The sequence below is a fragment of the Caldisphaera lagunensis DSM 15908 genome, assembly GCF_000317795.1.
Lineage (GTDB): Archaea > Thermoproteota > Thermoprotei_A > Sulfolobales > Acidilobaceae > Caldisphaera > Caldisphaera lagunensis.
In genome coordinates this window covers 1,425,910-1,440,770 of record NC_019791.1, presented here as the reverse complement: position 1 = coordinate 1,440,770, position 14,861 = coordinate 1,425,910, and the positions used below count along the sequence as shown (strand labels likewise).

Sequence of the window (14,861 nt, the reverse complement as noted above, 5' to 3'; positions counted from 1 at the left end):
TAAAAACTTTTTAAGCATTTTTTTAATTTTTTAAACAGTAAAAAACTATACCTTAATAAATCCAAAGTATAGAAAAAAGAGTGAGGGCCCGTAGCTCAGCCTGGTGGAGCGCTCGGCTGATAACCGAGAAGTCGGGGGTTCGAATCCCCCCGGGCCCATCTTGCAAAACTGATATTAACCCCGATTTTTATTAAAAATAATGATGACTTAAATGAGTGCAAATTATGCAGATTTACCATTACACAATGGTCATGTTCCCCAATGGATGTTAAAAATAATGAGAGAATTTACTGAAGTTATCACAAAATTTATAATAGAAGAAAAAGGAGTTAATAATTTTATAAATGCTTTATCAGACCCTTTATGGTTCCAAGCATTTAATAATGCCATAGGAATGGATTGGGATAGTAGTGGAAGCACTACGGTTTTACTTTCATTAATTAAAGATGTCTCCATGAAAAATGATCTTGGTTTTTTAGTGTTTGGTGGAAAAGGAAAGCAAATGCTGAATATTAAAGATGAATTAAACAATTATTCAAAAAAATATGATTTGGACATAAATAATATAATGAAATTTAGTAAAATTGCAGCAAAAGCTGATTCTTCTTTTTTGCTTGATGGTTATAGCCTTTATATCCATACAATAATAGTTCCAGTAGAGGGTAAGGACTTATTAGTCATACAACAAGGAATGAACCCAAATAATTTAATGGCAAGGAGATACCATGTTAACAAAGCTGCATTAGAGAATCCAAATAGTGGAATAACAGGTATTAAAGTAGATAATGTTATAGATGCCACATCTGAAGAAAGCAGAAATGCGAGAAAGCTATTCATTGATCTGTTATCAGAAGGGAAGAATAAGTTTAGAGACAATTTAGTTCAAGCAAACAATATGTTAGGAAGGAAATCTCTTGATTATTTCATATCTAATCAAGTTAATAAAATTAATATAGGAAAATATTATTATCCAATAATACCATCAAAGAAATTGCTAAAAGCCGTTGATGATATAGCAAAAAATCCGCCGTCTAATGAAATTGAGCTAGCATTAACTCCTAATGTTGGTCCAAGACTTGTTAGAGCTTTGGCATTAATATCTGATGTTATTTATTCTGTCCCTGTTTCTCATAAAGATCCTGTAAATTTATCACTGGATCCATTTAGTTACTCATATACAATAGGGGGCAAAGATGGAATACCATATCCATTTGATGCAAAAACAGCTAAAGAGGCCATAGAATTCTTAAGAAATGCACTAGAAGAGGCTAGAATAAATGATAATGCAAAAAAATTAGCTATTCAAAGGCTAAACACTTTTATAAGAAGATTAAAATTTGGCTAAAGATTTAATGTTTTTTAGTGCTGTATAACCATAATAATTTAATGGGAAAATATATGACAACTAAAATAATACATATCAGCGATATTCATTGTAATAATAAGATGCTAGAAAAAATTAAGGAATTAGATTATGATGTATTGATTTCTTCCGGCGATTTTGAGTGCTTAGAAACTGCAGAAATTTTTTCAGAATTTAGAAATTCCTTTGCAGTATCTGGTAATGTTGACGATGTATCTATAATGAAGCTTTTGTCAAAGAAAGGGATCCTATTAGATGGAAAAATTAAAACTGTTAATGAAATAGCATTTATTGGCATAGGAGGTATTGATCCTATAAATAATATATCAGTTATAAAAAATTATCCTTTTAATAAAAAATATAAATATGTTATTTTAGTATCACATAATCCACCTTATGGTATATTGGACAAAACCTTTTTTAATATTAGGGCAGGATTAAAAGAAATAAATTCAATATTAAATTACATCAAACCAAGCATACACCTCTTTGGCCATATACATGAAAGTCAGGGAATTCAATTATTGAACAACACAATCTATATTAATCCAGGTCCATTAGATATTGGTAACTATGCTGAAATTATTTTAGATGATAGCATAAAAGCTGAGATTAAGAACTTGAGTTGAGGAAATTAATTATCTCTGGCATAATCTCATTAAATTCATCAACACTTTTAGTTACCTTGTTGTATTTTAATCTTAAAAGCTTCTTAATTTCTCCATAAAGATATCTATAATCCATTAAAAAATAAACGCTATTATCATCAGGAGATCTTATAGCCCTACCAAGAGCTTGCTTTATTCTTATATATGCTGCTACCTTATATAAATAATATTTTGTCTTAGTTAAGCCGAGCCTTTTTGATAAAACTTCTTCTTGTGCAATTAAATATGCATCTCTTTGAGGGTAGGGAATACCTATAATTGCTACAACCTTTATCTTACTTCTACCCCCTTCAGTAATTTCTATACCTTCCGTAATTTTACCTCCTGCTACTGCATTAATTATTATATTACTATCATTAGAGACCTCCTTCAAAACACTTTCCAATGACGTATCCTTATTTTCTTTAATATTATGGAATTGTTCATTAAACCCTTTACTTATCCGTTCCATAAGTTCATAACTTGGATAAACAAATAACTTAACACCACCAAGCTTACTTATTTGGTTTAAATAATATGAAATCCTTCTATACATCACTTCTCCTCTTGTTTTATATAAGGTAGAAACATCACCTAATACAATAGTCATACTTCTACCTATCCTTCCCTTAATGCCCAACATTATTTCAGCATCATAAAAGATTCTGTTTTTATTTATGTTAAGCATCTCATTAACAAAATCTCCAGGAGGTATGGTTCCGCTTATTAAGATTGCAGATTTTACTTTCTGTAATGGATTGCTAACAACTGCTGATGGATCTAAGGGGGTAGATACTAGTCTATAAACCCCTTCATCTGCAGAGGCAAATAAGTAAGAATTATCGTTCTTCAAGCTTAATAACCAAGATAATAAATGGGTTAAATAAACTCTTATAGCATTACTCCCATTAAAATATTTTAGAAACTTCTTTTCTCTTATTTCTTCGCTAACATCAGCGATTATATCTAAATAACCTAATGAATCCTTAAATTTGTTTTTATCAACCTTTTTAATAATATCAGATTTAGGTCTTAGTTCTTTTGCTATTTCATATATATTTAAAACTACTTTTTCAATTTCTGAATTTGAATATCCATATTCTTTCAATTCGTTCAATGACTGCTCTAAATCCCTTAAAGTTATACTAGTTTCCAAAATGCTATGCGCATTCATAAGACTATGTGCTTCATCAACCACAACTACAAGCTTTCCTAAATCTACAAAGTCTAAAACTCTCTCAAATATTTCATCCTTAAAATAATAAGGATATGTAGCAATAATAAACCTAGTATCTTTAGATAACTCTGCTAATGAAAAGAAAGGACATGAATTTATTTTATTTACTATAGCATTAGCCTGCTCAATACTACTAAATGAGTCTACCTTTTCAATAACATCCCATATATCCTTGTTATTTAATTCTATGCTTTTTACATAATAGTTACACGACCCCTTTATTCTAGCCATTCTGCAATTTTCCCAAAAATCTTCTGAAGAAATTGTATTATCATTTTGATTTTTAAAAAGAGGACAAGTCCTTTTTGCACTAAATAGAAATGAGTAATCCAAATTAAACCTCTTAAGTTCCCTTATAACAGGATCTATTTCATTTACTGTTCTAACGAGCCATAAAATTTTTTCAGCATTACTATCAATTATACCTTTTATTACAGCAGCAGTTTTCCCAAATCCCGTTGGAGCATTTATTATTGCAATGCTATCTTTTTCTATTGCGTCTTTTACTATCTCCGCTATTTCCATTTGTCCAGGTCTTAATTCATTATATGGAAATCTTTTATTCTCCGATGAAGACAATTTTTACCATCCTTTTTCTAGGTCCATCAAGTTCAATAAATAAAATTCTTTGCCAAGTACCTAAAACTATTTTGCCGGATTCGATTAATAAGGATCTTGAATTACCAATAAAGCTTGATGCTAAGTGAGCATGAGCGTTGTCATCTATTAGATTATGTTTCCAATCTCCGTCTGGTCTAAATATTTCACTTATGATTCTTTTTAAATCCTCTTCTAAATTAGGTTCATATTCATTTAATGTGATTGCAGCCGTAGTATGCAAAACATATAAATTTAAAATTCCTTTTTCATAATTTTTTTGCTTAATGATATTTTCTACTTTATTTGTGATATCTAAAATTTCTATTCTTTGGTTAGTATTTATTTCTATGTTTGAAACTTCAAATTTCAAATTCTCCCCTATAATTTAATTAACGAGAAGTATTTTATTTTTAGCTAATTCAAAATCTAATATTCTATTAACTTATATAAAAGAGGCTTTGATTTTTATATGGGTCTTGATAGGAAATTAAAACAAAAATGAATTATGGGACGCCGCCCACGCAGGGGCTGTATGCCGCGGCCGGGATTTGAACCCGGGTCACGGGCTCGAAAGGCCCGCATACTGGGCCGGGCTATACTACCGCGGCGTCCATCCAAAAAGTGATGAAAAAAGGTTTATAAAATCTTTCTCCTATTGTTTCAATTTAAACCTTAACTAAATACGTTTTCTTATATAATAATTATACATATAATCATTTAAATGAATTTTATAAAAAAGTCTCTATGGTTTTTGAGAATTTTATTTTTGTCACTCCTTTAACCAAAGGTATTGCAACATTATATATTGGTATATTTTGAAGCATTGCAAATGCAGTTCCTTTATGCGCATGACCGTGTATTGCAACATCAGGTCTTGTTTCTAATATAACTTTTTCCATTTTTGAGCTGTATAGCTCTCCATAAGAATAAGGATTTTCTCCTTTTAATGTTAGTTTTGACAATGCATAATGAGATAACAAAATAATTCTTTGATAAGATTTCTTTGTATTTATTATTAATTCTCTGATTTTTTTAATGCGTTCATTATAAATTTCCTCTATATTATTTATGTTTTTAAGTTGCCATCTAGTTGGTTTATCCAGTGCTCCTGGAGTACCTATTACAGCAATACTTGTATTATCACATAAATATACTTTGTAATCATCAACTATCCAATCCACATATGCATATTGATTTCTTAAAGTATCCCATGTTTCGTTCCATTCATCATTACCAAACGTTGCTACAATTTTTGTTTTATTAAATCTTTTAACTATTGATTCAAATACAAATTTTGCACCTTCAACCTTCCCTTTATCTATGATGTCGCCTGCAAAGAGAAATAGACAAGGTTCTTCATTTAATCTATCCAAAGAATCTTTAAATATTTTAAAATAATGTGGGTAATGTATATCAGAGGCTGCATAAATTAAAGGAAAACCCTTGGACCTCAGTTCTGCAATATCTCACCACCTATCAGACTGCCCATCGACCCTCATCGGTCCAAATTATTTCTCAACACAAAAATTATTATAGTTTAGCGTTTATTTAGCATTTTCTTCAGCTACTTTTTCTTCTTGTGGCTTGGCCTCTTGTTCTTTCGCTTCTTGACCTTCCTTTGCTTTTTCCTCGCTTTGAATTTCTTTGGTATTAACCTTTATGTTTAAGTTTACTTCTTCTGGCTTTATATATTGATAAAGATCTCCTACTAAGAGTTGTAATTTTGAATCTAAGTCGTTTATGTAAATGGCTTTAACAGGAAGACCAATATTTATAATGTTTTGATTTCCACTGACTTCTATATCATTACCTGGAATTCCTAGCCATCTCTCTACTAAATACCTTACTTTTTCATTAAAATCTTCAATCTTCTTAACAACTTCTAAATCTATAAGTAACTCTTTACCTGCTAATGGATGGTTAAAGTCGATATATGCAAATCTTTCAGCAATCCTTTCTATTATTCCTATTCTACCACCTATCTCTACTTGTTGGCCTATTCTTAGAGGTATATTATACCTCTTTAGCTGTTTTATGGGAACTCTTATAACTAATTCTTCTCTTCTTTCTCCATAAGCCTTTGAGGGATCAGCCTTTATTTCTTTCTTTTCTCCAGGTTGCATTTCTTTAATTGCCTCATTGACCGCTGCTATTAATGTGCTTTTTCCAATAACTATTAAGTATGGACCATATTTTTTGTTGGCATCATAAATGTTTGACTGCTTTGCAACATCCTCATAAGTTGTTTCTTGAACTAAATAATTGTCTCCATTTTTCACCTTAATTGTGTAATTTATCAATACGAAATCTCCATCATTAAATACCATTGTCATCCACCTCTTCTTAAATACCAGCCCAAATCTTTTACTGGCTCGACTATTTTAATTTCTTTATGCACATTAATAACTTTACCTATACCCCATCCTAAAGGTTCGTTCTGTTGATTTAAAACTAAACAAAATCCTTCTTTAAATAAAATTATGTTATCATTCTCAACTCGTTTTCCATATAAAAACAATTTTTCACCAAATTCATTCAACTTAATGCAATTTATTTCATAACATAGCCTTGATATCCTTCTAAGCAATGGCAATCCTGGATAAAATTTTTCCTTTTTTATATAACCTAAATAAAAACCTGATGAATAAATGGAATCTAAGTTCAAAACTAATTCTTTTAATTGTATTGGTATGTCAAAGATGTCATTGTAAAAAGCATTTTCCACTACTAATTTCATAGGATTTGATGCAATAGAATATAATTTAACCCCTATCTCATCTAAAAATTTTTTTATTACATTTAATTCTTGTTTTGATAATTTTTCTAATTTTGGTTCTTTTTTAGCCTGCAAATGAAAAATCCCTCCGTTCCATGTTTATGAGGCCATAATCTAATACAATTCTTTATTCTATCATCAAATTTTACCCCATTGAATTCTATAAATGCATGCTCCCCTATTGGGGAATAAGTATTTAATATATCAACCTCATTCCTTCTTAATATCTTATCTATTACATATTCTCCTTCTTCTATAGCTGTACTACATGCTGCATATGTTATTTCCCCTTCGGGCTTAATCATATCAATAGCTTTATTGAGAAGCTGGAATTGTAGCATATGTATTTTTTTCATATCACTTCTCGGCCTACTCTTTTTTCTTTTAGGATCCTTCCTAATTATTCCTTCTCCAGATGAGGGTGAATCTAACAAAATCATATCTGCATCTTTTAAACTAAGCTTTCTTGCGTCTATTTCTAATATGATATAGCTTGAAAATCCCATTCTCTGCAAGTTTGACCTTAAGGATTTAATCCTATCCTTTTTTAACTCAACCGAAACAAGCTTAACATTATCTTTTGTCAATTGCAAAATTTGACTCGATTTACCTCCGGGCGCCGATGCCATATCTATTATAAAGCTGTTCTTTTTTGGATTCATCAAATAAACTACAAGCATTGAACCTGGATCTTGCAAATAATAATAGCCCATGAGGTATTCATGTGTTGCACCAACTTTATATGGTGAACTAATAATTTCGTATCCATGAGGTAGAAACGGAATCTTTTTTATTTTAAATCCTTTGTTAACCAATCTTTTTTCTAATTCATCACATCTTATTAAAAAATCGTTACACCTTATCGTCTGAGGCATTGGTATTTCATTTGCTTCTAAAAGGTCAATTGCTTCATTATCTAGCAATTTAAGATATCTCTCTACAATATAATCTGAATATCCGTATTTCTCAGCTAGTTTTTTTGCTTCACTGCTTATTTCATAATTAAATATCCTTTCTTCTATATCCAAATTTCTACCCATTAATGTTTATAGTTCTGAAAGTTTTTTTAATATTGTGGGGGAAAATCATGCAAGAAAATTATGACAGATTAATATTTCCAGGAAGATTCCAGCCATTACACATAGGGCATATTAAAGCAATAGAATATGCTTTAAGTATTTCTAAAGAAATAATAATAGTAGTAGGCTCAGCTCAAGAAAGCTATACAATAAAAAATCCTTTAACAGCAGGAGAAAGAATTGAGATTATAAAAAACGTTTTACTAAAAGAATTTGGAGAAGATTATTGCAAAAGAATTTACATAGTTCCAATAATGGATATAGAGATGAACAAGGTTTGGGTACAATATTTGAAGATGCTTCTGCCTGAATTTGATGGAGTCGTATCAGGAAACTCATTAGTTTTAAATTTATTTAGAGATATGGGATTAAAGGCCATAATGCAACCTATGTTTAACAGAAATTTATGTAGCGGAACTAATATAAGAAATGAAATAATAGAAGGTAGAGATGATTGGAAAAAATGTGTGCCAAATTATTTGTATGAGATTCTTGATAAGTATCATTTTGTAGAGAGGTTAAGATCACTATCAAAGAGTGATTAAATTTATAATAAAAATTTAAGTTTGCCTCTTTAATGATATTTTGGTGAACATGCATGGATTATCAGATTTTAGATATACCTGTTCCTGAGGGTACAAATGTTATAATAGGAAGAAGTCATTTTATTAAAACAGTCGAAGATTTATATGAAACAATGGTAACAAGTTGTCCTTCATCAAAATTTGGTATAGCATTTTGTGAAGCCTCCGGAAAAAGATTAATAAGATACGAAGGAAATGATAAGGATTTAATCAATCATGCAATAAATGCATGCAATATTATATCATCTGGACATATATTTGTTATATATTTAAAAGATTCTTGGCCAATAAATGTTCTTAATTCTATAAAATCCGTACAAGAAGTAACTCATGTTTATGTTGCAACATCAAATCCAGTTAAGGTCGCAGTCATAGATTCTGGAGAAAGCAGGATTATACTAGGTTTTTCTGATGGTTTCAAGCCATTAGGTGTTGAAAAGGATGAAGATAAAATTGAGAGAAAAGAGCTATTAAGAAAATTCGGATATAAAATAAAATAAATGTTATAAAATATAATTATTGTTATAAAATAAATATTTAATATGATAAATATATTCTTTTTTAATAGCAAAGACTAGCAATTATTATAAGATTGCTTTTTCCAAAATTAAACTAAAAATTTACAAATGAATTGCAAAAAAGATTGCAAGCGCCTTTAATATTATTTATTATTAAAAACAATGGAACAATTTTTTTTAGCCATTTATATAGATAATTTTTACTTTGGAAACCTTTTATTTATAAATTTTATTCCCTTTAGTTAAATTAGGGAGATGTCATGAAAAATCTTGCAATAGCAATAACAGGTATGCCTGGAAGTGGAAAAAGCTACGTATCAAAAATTTTATCTGAAAAATTAAAAATTAAAGTATTTAGTATGGGAGATGTGGTTAGAGAAGAAGCTAAATCAAGAGGGTTAAGTTTAACTGTTGAAAATATTGAAAATCTTGCTAGCGAATTGAGAAAACAGTATGGAAATAATGCTGTTGCAAAAATTTTAATGGAAAAGTTAGAAAAAAATAAATATAATATGATAATAATTGACGGTGTCAGAGGGTTGGAGGAACTAAAAATATTTAATACAATTTATGATATATGCCTTATAGCAGTCCATGCCTCCCCTTTAACCAGATTTAAAAGATTAAATGAAAGAAAGAGAGAAGGAAATGATATTTCTTGGGATGAATTTACATTTAGAGATAAGAAAAACTTAGAATATGGGATTGGAAATGTAATAGCTTTATCTGATTTTATAGTAATAAATGAAAGCAATTTAAAAGATGTGGAAAGCCAAATAAATGATATAGTGGAGGTTATAAAAAATGGAGAATGGAAAAATTATTGTAGAGGCGGAATTGAGACCTACTGAAGATGAAGAAAAAGTAATTAAGGCTATAAATAATGTATTTACATGCGAAAATATGGAAATCACGGATCAAGGAGATTATAAAATTATAAGATGTTCATCAAATTCATACAAGTCACTTAATAAATTTCACGAACTATTAAGAAGGCAGGCAATATTAGATGCAGCTAGATCATATTTCTTCAAAAGAATAAAAGGTAATAAATTGTTAATACTTTTGCATAAACAGGCTGCATATTCAGGAAAAATAAGTTTTATATCATGGGACGAAGAATCTCCATTAGGTCCTATAAAAATAATTATAGAATCAAAAGATATCAATAGTGTTATAGATTGGCTTTCTCCACAAACTGTTAGGGGAAAACCTTTGTGGGAAAGGGGTCCTCCCAAAGATTAATCTTGCTATTATAAATAAATTAGCTGAAATACTATTCTATTAACCTTTTATTTTTAATTTTTCAAATTTAAAAATTATATATAAAAATATTGTAATGAAAATCATTCAATTAAAAATTAATAAGTTATATCATATTCTTAACTATTGTGGGTGTAAACGCAATGCCTATATTATCCCTATTAAGACATGGAGAATCTCTATGGAATGAAGAAAACAGATTTACCGGTTGGGTAGATGTTCCTTTAACAAATAAAGGTAGAGAAGAAGCGATAAGGGCTGGCCTTCTATTAAAGAAATATAAATTTGATGTTGCATATACCAGTAAATTGCAAAGAGCTATAGAAACACTAGACCTTGTTATGTTAACCTTAGGGTATAGCATACCTGTTATTAAAGATGAACACCTTAATGAGAGGCATTATGGAGACTTGCAAGGATTAAATAAGGAAGAAACTGCTAGAATATATGGAGAAGATCAAGTTAAATTATGGAGAAGAAGTTATAAAGTAAGGCCTCCTAATGGAGAAAGCCTAGAAGATACACAAAAAAGAACTGTGCCATTCTTTAAAAATACAATAATGCTTGACTTAAAAAATGGTAAAAATGTACTCGTAGTTGCGCATGGAAATAGTTTAAGATCTATTGTAATGTTTTTAGAAAATATTTCAGAAGAAGATATACCTCATTTAGAGATACCTACAGGTTTGCCAATAATCTATGATGTTGCCTGGGATAACAAAAATTCAAAATTAATAATAAATTCAAAAACGATTTTAAAGTAATTTATCTACCTCATTTCCTAGGTCTTTTAAAATATCAATTATGTTTATATCAATGTTTTTAGCAATTTCTAATTCTTCATCTTTCAATTTAAAGCTCTTTAATGTTTCATAAATAGTGAAATAACTAATAAGCAGGTTTTTGTTTTCATCTTCCCATATAAGGATTTTTAATGGTAATATAATACCTATTCTCATATCTTTATACATCAACAATGTGCCATTTCTTGGGTTTCCAAAAATATATAATAATGATCTATTCATTTTCATGCCTACTGAAACAGCGTTTTTGCTGTGATCTATAATAGAAAATATTCTCATGCCCTTTTTTATTATTGAACTTTCCAATTTTATTTTCAATTCATTGAAATCATACTTAGACTTATATGTTATTATCATTTTTTCACCATAGTTATAAAAAAATTTAATAGATTTAAGTTTTTCTAACTACTACTATTTGCCTATTTAGACTATTATGCACAAACATGTCATATGTTCCTATCATTTCATATCCTAAATCTTTTGCTATTATATAAGGTCTTTCATATGATGGTCCAGCATATACCACATATGAACCCTTTTTTAAGACCCTTAACCCTTCTTCCAAAAAATTTTTCGTTAAGATTTTATATCCCTTCTTGTTTGTAGAAGTTGATCTCCCATAAGGAGGATCTGTTGATAAAGAATCAATGCTTTCATCTTTTAATGGCATCTTTACTACATTATGCCTAACAATTAGGTAAGATTTGCAACAATCATAGCTCTTCATATTTAGCATAGAACCCTTAACCATATTTATATCCAAATCCATGCAGATTGAAAGAGAAGCATTTAAAGAACAAGCCTCTAAAGCTAAACTACCTGTTCCACAAAATGGATCTAAGAATACATAATTATCTTTTAACCTAGAAAGGTTTACCATTACCCTTGATAGCTGTTGATCAATCTGCCCAGGTCTCTTAAATGGTCTATTCCTTATTCTTTCTTTATAAGAATTTTCTTGAATTGATATTAGCAAGCCTGCAATTATTATACCTTCAGTTATTATAATTCTAACTATCGTATTTGACCTAGGATTAGCATTAATACCATTTTTATCAAGTTCCCTCGATAAGCTAATCTCTACATTAGGTATATTAATGTGATGGGAGAACCCTTTATATCTAAATCCTTTTACTTTTGCTTCTTTTATACCATAATCCTTCAATTTTTTAACAATATCATTATAATCAATATCTTCATATATACCAAGCAAATAACCCATTTCCTTAATATAGCCTGATCTTTTTACAATGTTATTTGCATCTAAAAATCCCTCTATAATAGAAACCCCATCGAAATTATAAATTATCTTAGCCTTAGAATTTGTTACTTCTATTAAAGACTCTAACTCTGCTTTTGGTAATGTTGGATGTAGACCTGATAACAATGCATAGTATTTTTGCAAAGCAAACACCATTTACTTTTGAATGATATCCCCCAGAAAAAAACTATAAACCCCTATTATATAAGAAATCGTGGTGCCGCCGTAGCTCAGACCGGTAGATCCCTGCGTGGGAACCGATAGCGCTGGCCTTGTAAGCCAGTGGTCGCGGGTTCAAGTCCCGCCGGCGGCTTCATTGTTTATTTCTTAAACTATGAATAATCCAATATTCCATGAACAGCAATTAACAAAACCATTTATGATACATAGAAGGGTTGTTTACAAAGAGTTAAGTAATACAAGCTAACAACTCATAATATAATAAATTTAAAAATGATGTTAATTTTGGAATAAGGTTAAATTATTAAGAAAAATTAATACCTTTTATTGTCTTTATGAAAAGGAATCCTCTTTATGTAACCACATTCTTTACATTTAATTGTTAAATAATGAAATTTACCTTGAGATTTTACCCTTATAGTAGAGGTAACACCGGGTATTAGCGTTACATGACAATTTTTACAAATGCTTCTCTTTATATTAACTGGGATCTTCACTTTATTTTTTAAAGATAGTCTAAATATTAACTCATTTAATTTCCTTGAATAATCGTAATTTCCATGAATAGTCTCAATTCTCGATATATTAGATAAAATTTCTATTCTCTCAATAACCAAATCCTCTAATTTAGCTTCCTTGGACCTCTTCTTTAGTTTGTTTCTCTTCAATTTTCTTCAACTGCCCATTATACATTTCTATTAATTCTTCTTCCGTAGTTGCATCTTCAGGACCTTTGTCTTCTCTCCACCTTATAAACCTTGGGAATCTTATAGAAAGGCCTGCTCCTTCTTTTAATTTATTATAGCAACAAGTATGTAAAGGAGATAATGTAAGTTCAGCTCCAATAATTTCTGCAACCCTTACCGGCTCAAACCATAAGTCTGGTTCAATGCTTGACTCAACTCTTGGATGCTTATGATCTATTATGTAAGGTTTGAACAGGTCATACATCTTATTTAAATCATCATCGGTATACCCACTTCCTACTTTACATACAGTTCTAAAAACATCATTTTCAGGATCATATGCAGCAAACAATAGTGTACCTATTTTACCCCCTCTCCTTCCCCTACCATAAAAGCCTCCTACGGCAACCAAATCAACTGTATCTGTCATTTCGCTCTTATAATCTCTTTTAAGCTTAATCCATAACCAGCCTCTTACACCTGCTCTATATATACTTTCATCATGAATTGCTTTTACCATAACCCCTTCAGCTCCTTCAGATATAGCTGTTAAGAAGAAATTCCATAATGTCTTAGGATCATCTGTTTCAATATACTTTGCTATATTAATTTTATCAGTCTCATTAACTATATTTTCTAAAATTTTCCTCCTATAAGGCAGTGTTTTTCTTGTTAAATCCTCATCTTCATTAAGCAATACATCAAATAAAAATGCCTTAACTGGTATTTCTTCAACCATTTTTTGTATATCATACTTTCTTCTTCTATGCATTAATTCCTGGAAAGGCCTTAACTCCCCAGTATCTGTATCGTATGCAACTATTTCTCCCTCAAATATAACCTTATTAGATTTTACACTATTTTTAATTGCCTCTACAACATCTGGATACATATCTGTAATATCTTCAAGCCTCCTTGAGAATATCCTTACATTATCTCCATCTTTATGAAATTGCCCTCTTTCCCCATCATACTTATATTCAACAAAACCCTTACCCTGAACTTTTTGTAGTATTTCCTCAGGATCGCTAAGCCTTTCTGCAAGCATTGGTCTTATTGGAGTTCCAATCTCTGGCTTTAATTCTTTTATTGATTCAATACCTTGAGTAGCTATTATATATGCAATTTCCCCTAAATCTGCTCTCAAATTATAAGCTCTTTCAACTATTTCTCTATAAGATGTGCTGCCTCCATAAGATATTGAAAGCGCATCTAATATTGTTGCGTCTCCTATCCCAAGCCTAAGCCTTCCTTCCAAAAATCTAACTATATATCTAGCTTCAATTGGCTGAGCATCTTTTAACAAACCTGCTATAAGTCTTAGTTTTAAATCCCTACTTCCCTCTCCTTGAGAATATGCTATTTTCAAAAAGCTATCAAAAACTCTTCCAACAGTTAAGTAACTACTTTCACTTCCAATAAATGCCATTAAACTAGATTTTTTCTGTTTGCTTTGAGAAAAGCTTTCAGCTACTTTTCCCAAATCACCAACAGAATTATAAATCTTGTTAACTTCTTGTTCTGTTTTCCCAAATGCAATTGATAATGCTTGAATAATTAATTTTTCACCGACTCCTAACTCAGGTATATCCTTCCAATCAGGTCCTAGTCTACCTTGGATTAGATACACTACCTTGCCTATGACTTCAGGAGGGGTATCTTTTATTAGTTTTACTAGTAGTTGGGTTAATGATATCCTGGAAGTTATTTTCTCCATACTATCAAAAGTTTCTGCAACTTCTCTAAAAGGAAGATCATTTTGATTCTTGCTCATATATATCCCCTCTTCCTAGTATATTTATGTAATCCTATACCTATAAGCAGCAATACTTTTAATAAGAATCAAAGAAAAATTCCCTTCTTG

Annotated in this window: 17 protein-coding genes and 3 tRNA genes; 9 read left to right on the top strand and 11 right to left on the bottom strand. The window is 30.2% G+C overall.

Annotated elements, in window-relative coordinates:
- Positions 1-84 precede the first annotated feature (84 nt).
- The 3 genes from CALAG_RS07180 to CALAG_RS07170 all read left to right on the top strand — a co-directional run bounded on the left by CALAG_RS07180 (position 85) and on the right by CALAG_RS07170 (position 1,992).
- A tRNA-Ile gene (locus tag CALAG_RS07180) sits at positions 85-158 on the top strand.
- A 53-nt stretch (positions 159-211) separates the two neighbouring features.
- Complete coding sequence (locus CALAG_RS07175; protein WP_015233068.1) at positions 212-1,345, top strand: DUF763 domain-containing protein; 1,134 nt, start codon at positions 212-214, stop codon at positions 1,343-1,345.
- Positions 1,346-1,398: 53 nt separating this feature from the next.
- Entirely contained in the window at positions 1,399-1,992 is a 594-nt protein-coding gene (locus tag CALAG_RS07170; RefSeq protein WP_015233067.1) for a metallophosphoesterase family protein, read from the top strand.
- On the opposite strand, the gene CALAG_RS07165 is transcribed toward CALAG_RS07170, so the two are convergent.
- The 7 genes from CALAG_RS07165 to CALAG_RS07135 form a co-directional block, all read right to left on the bottom strand.
- The gene (locus CALAG_RS07165; protein WP_015233066.1) at positions 1,976-3,826 is read right to left on the bottom strand and encodes a helicase C-terminal domain-containing protein; all 1,851 of its coding nucleotides are present in this window, start codon (positions 3,824-3,826) and stop codon (positions 1,976-1,978) included. The two genes, CALAG_RS07170 and CALAG_RS07165, sit on opposite strands and share 17 nt — an antisense overlap.
- A complete protein-coding gene (locus tag CALAG_RS07160; RefSeq protein ID WP_015233065.1) occupies positions 3,807-4,217 on the bottom strand; it encodes a secondary thiamine-phosphate synthase enzyme YjbQ in 411 nt (136 codons plus the stop codon). Before CALAG_RS07160 ends, CALAG_RS07165 begins: the two co-directional genes overlap by 20 nt.
- Before the next feature lie 163 nt (positions 4,218-4,380).
- Positions 4,381-4,455 (bottom strand) — tRNA-Glu (locus tag CALAG_RS07155).
- A 120-nt stretch (positions 4,456-4,575) separates the two neighbouring features.
- A complete protein-coding gene (locus CALAG_RS07150; RefSeq protein ID WP_281086588.1) occupies positions 4,576-5,277 on the bottom strand; it encodes a metallophosphoesterase family protein in 702 nt (233 codons plus the stop codon).
- 114 nt (positions 5,278-5,391) lie between these two features.
- Positions 5,392-6,174: an FKBP-type peptidyl-prolyl cis-trans isomerase gene (locus CALAG_RS07145; protein WP_015233063.1), complete on the bottom strand. Its 783-nt coding sequence runs from the start codon at positions 6,172-6,174 to the stop codon at positions 5,392-5,394.
- Between the two features lie 2 nt (positions 6,175-6,176).
- Complete coding sequence (locus tag CALAG_RS07140; RefSeq protein WP_015233062.1) at positions 6,177-6,698, bottom strand: PUA domain-containing protein; 522 nt, start codon at positions 6,696-6,698, stop codon at positions 6,177-6,179.
- A complete protein-coding gene (locus CALAG_RS07135) occupies positions 6,671-7,663 on the bottom strand; it encodes an RsmB/NOP family class I SAM-dependent RNA methyltransferase (RefSeq protein WP_015233061.1) in 993 nt (330 codons plus the stop codon). Before CALAG_RS07135 ends, CALAG_RS07140 begins: the two co-directional genes overlap by 28 nt.
- A 47-nt stretch (positions 7,664-7,710) precedes the next feature.
- Between CALAG_RS07135 and CALAG_RS07130 the strand changes: the two genes are divergently transcribed.
- From CALAG_RS07130 to CALAG_RS07110, 5 genes are all read left to right on the top strand, one after another.
- Complete coding sequence (locus tag CALAG_RS07130) at positions 7,711-8,247, top strand: nicotinamide-nucleotide adenylyltransferase (protein WP_015233060.1); 537 nt, start codon at positions 7,711-7,713, stop codon at positions 8,245-8,247.
- A gap of 53 nt (positions 8,248-8,300) precedes the next feature.
- Entirely contained in the window at positions 8,301-8,786 is a 486-nt protein-coding gene (locus tag CALAG_RS07125; protein ID WP_015233059.1) for an adenosine-specific kinase, read from the top strand.
- Positions 8,787-9,064: 278 nt separating this feature from the next.
- Positions 9,065-9,655 carry an AAA family ATPase gene (locus tag CALAG_RS07120; RefSeq protein ID WP_015233058.1) on the top strand — a complete coding sequence of 197 codons (591 nt, stop codon included), beginning with the start codon at positions 9,065-9,067 and terminating at the stop codon, positions 9,653-9,655.
- Complete coding sequence (locus CALAG_RS07115) at positions 9,609-10,049, top strand: RNA-binding domain-containing protein (protein ID WP_015233057.1); 441 nt, start codon at positions 9,609-9,611, stop codon at positions 10,047-10,049. Before CALAG_RS07120 ends, CALAG_RS07115 begins: the two co-directional genes overlap by 47 nt.
- 161 nt (positions 10,050-10,210) lie before the next feature.
- Entirely contained in the window at positions 10,211-10,831 is a 621-nt protein-coding gene (locus CALAG_RS07110) for a 2,3-bisphosphoglycerate-dependent phosphoglycerate mutase (protein ID WP_048816832.1), read from the top strand.
- Here the strand turns inward: CALAG_RS07110 and CALAG_RS07105 are convergent.
- Both CALAG_RS07105 and CALAG_RS07100 read right to left on the bottom strand, forming a co-directional pair.
- Positions 10,823-11,227 carry a DUF302 domain-containing protein gene (locus tag CALAG_RS07105; protein ID WP_015233055.1) on the bottom strand — a complete coding sequence of 135 codons (405 nt, stop codon included), beginning with the start codon at positions 11,225-11,227 and terminating at the stop codon, positions 10,823-10,825. The two genes, CALAG_RS07110 and CALAG_RS07105, sit on opposite strands and share 9 nt — an antisense overlap.
- 34 nt (positions 11,228-11,261) lie before the next feature.
- A complete protein-coding gene (locus tag CALAG_RS07100) occupies positions 11,262-12,275 on the bottom strand; it encodes an RsmD family RNA methyltransferase (protein ID WP_048816831.1) in 1,014 nt (337 codons plus the stop codon).
- A gap of 75 nt (positions 12,276-12,350) precedes the next feature.
- On the opposite strand from CALAG_RS07100, the gene CALAG_RS07095 reads away from it, so the two are divergent.
- Positions 12,351-12,444 (top strand) — tRNA-Thr (locus tag CALAG_RS07095).
- Positions 12,445-12,625: 181 nt separating this feature from the next.
- On the opposite strand, the gene CALAG_RS07865 is transcribed toward CALAG_RS07095, so the two are convergent.
- Both CALAG_RS07865 and CALAG_RS07090 read right to left on the bottom strand, forming a co-directional pair.
- Positions 12,626-12,979, bottom strand: coding sequence for a ribonuclease P protein component 4 (locus CALAG_RS07865; RefSeq protein ID WP_015233053.1), 354 nt, complete (start codon positions 12,977-12,979; stop codon positions 12,626-12,628).
- Positions 12,939-14,771, bottom strand: a complete 1,833-nt coding sequence (locus CALAG_RS07090) for an ATP-dependent DNA ligase (protein ID WP_015233052.1) — start codon at positions 14,769-14,771, stop codon at positions 12,939-12,941. The genes CALAG_RS07865 and CALAG_RS07090 overlap by 41 nt, the downstream gene beginning before the upstream one ends.
- Positions 14,772-14,861 lie beyond the last annotated feature (90 nt).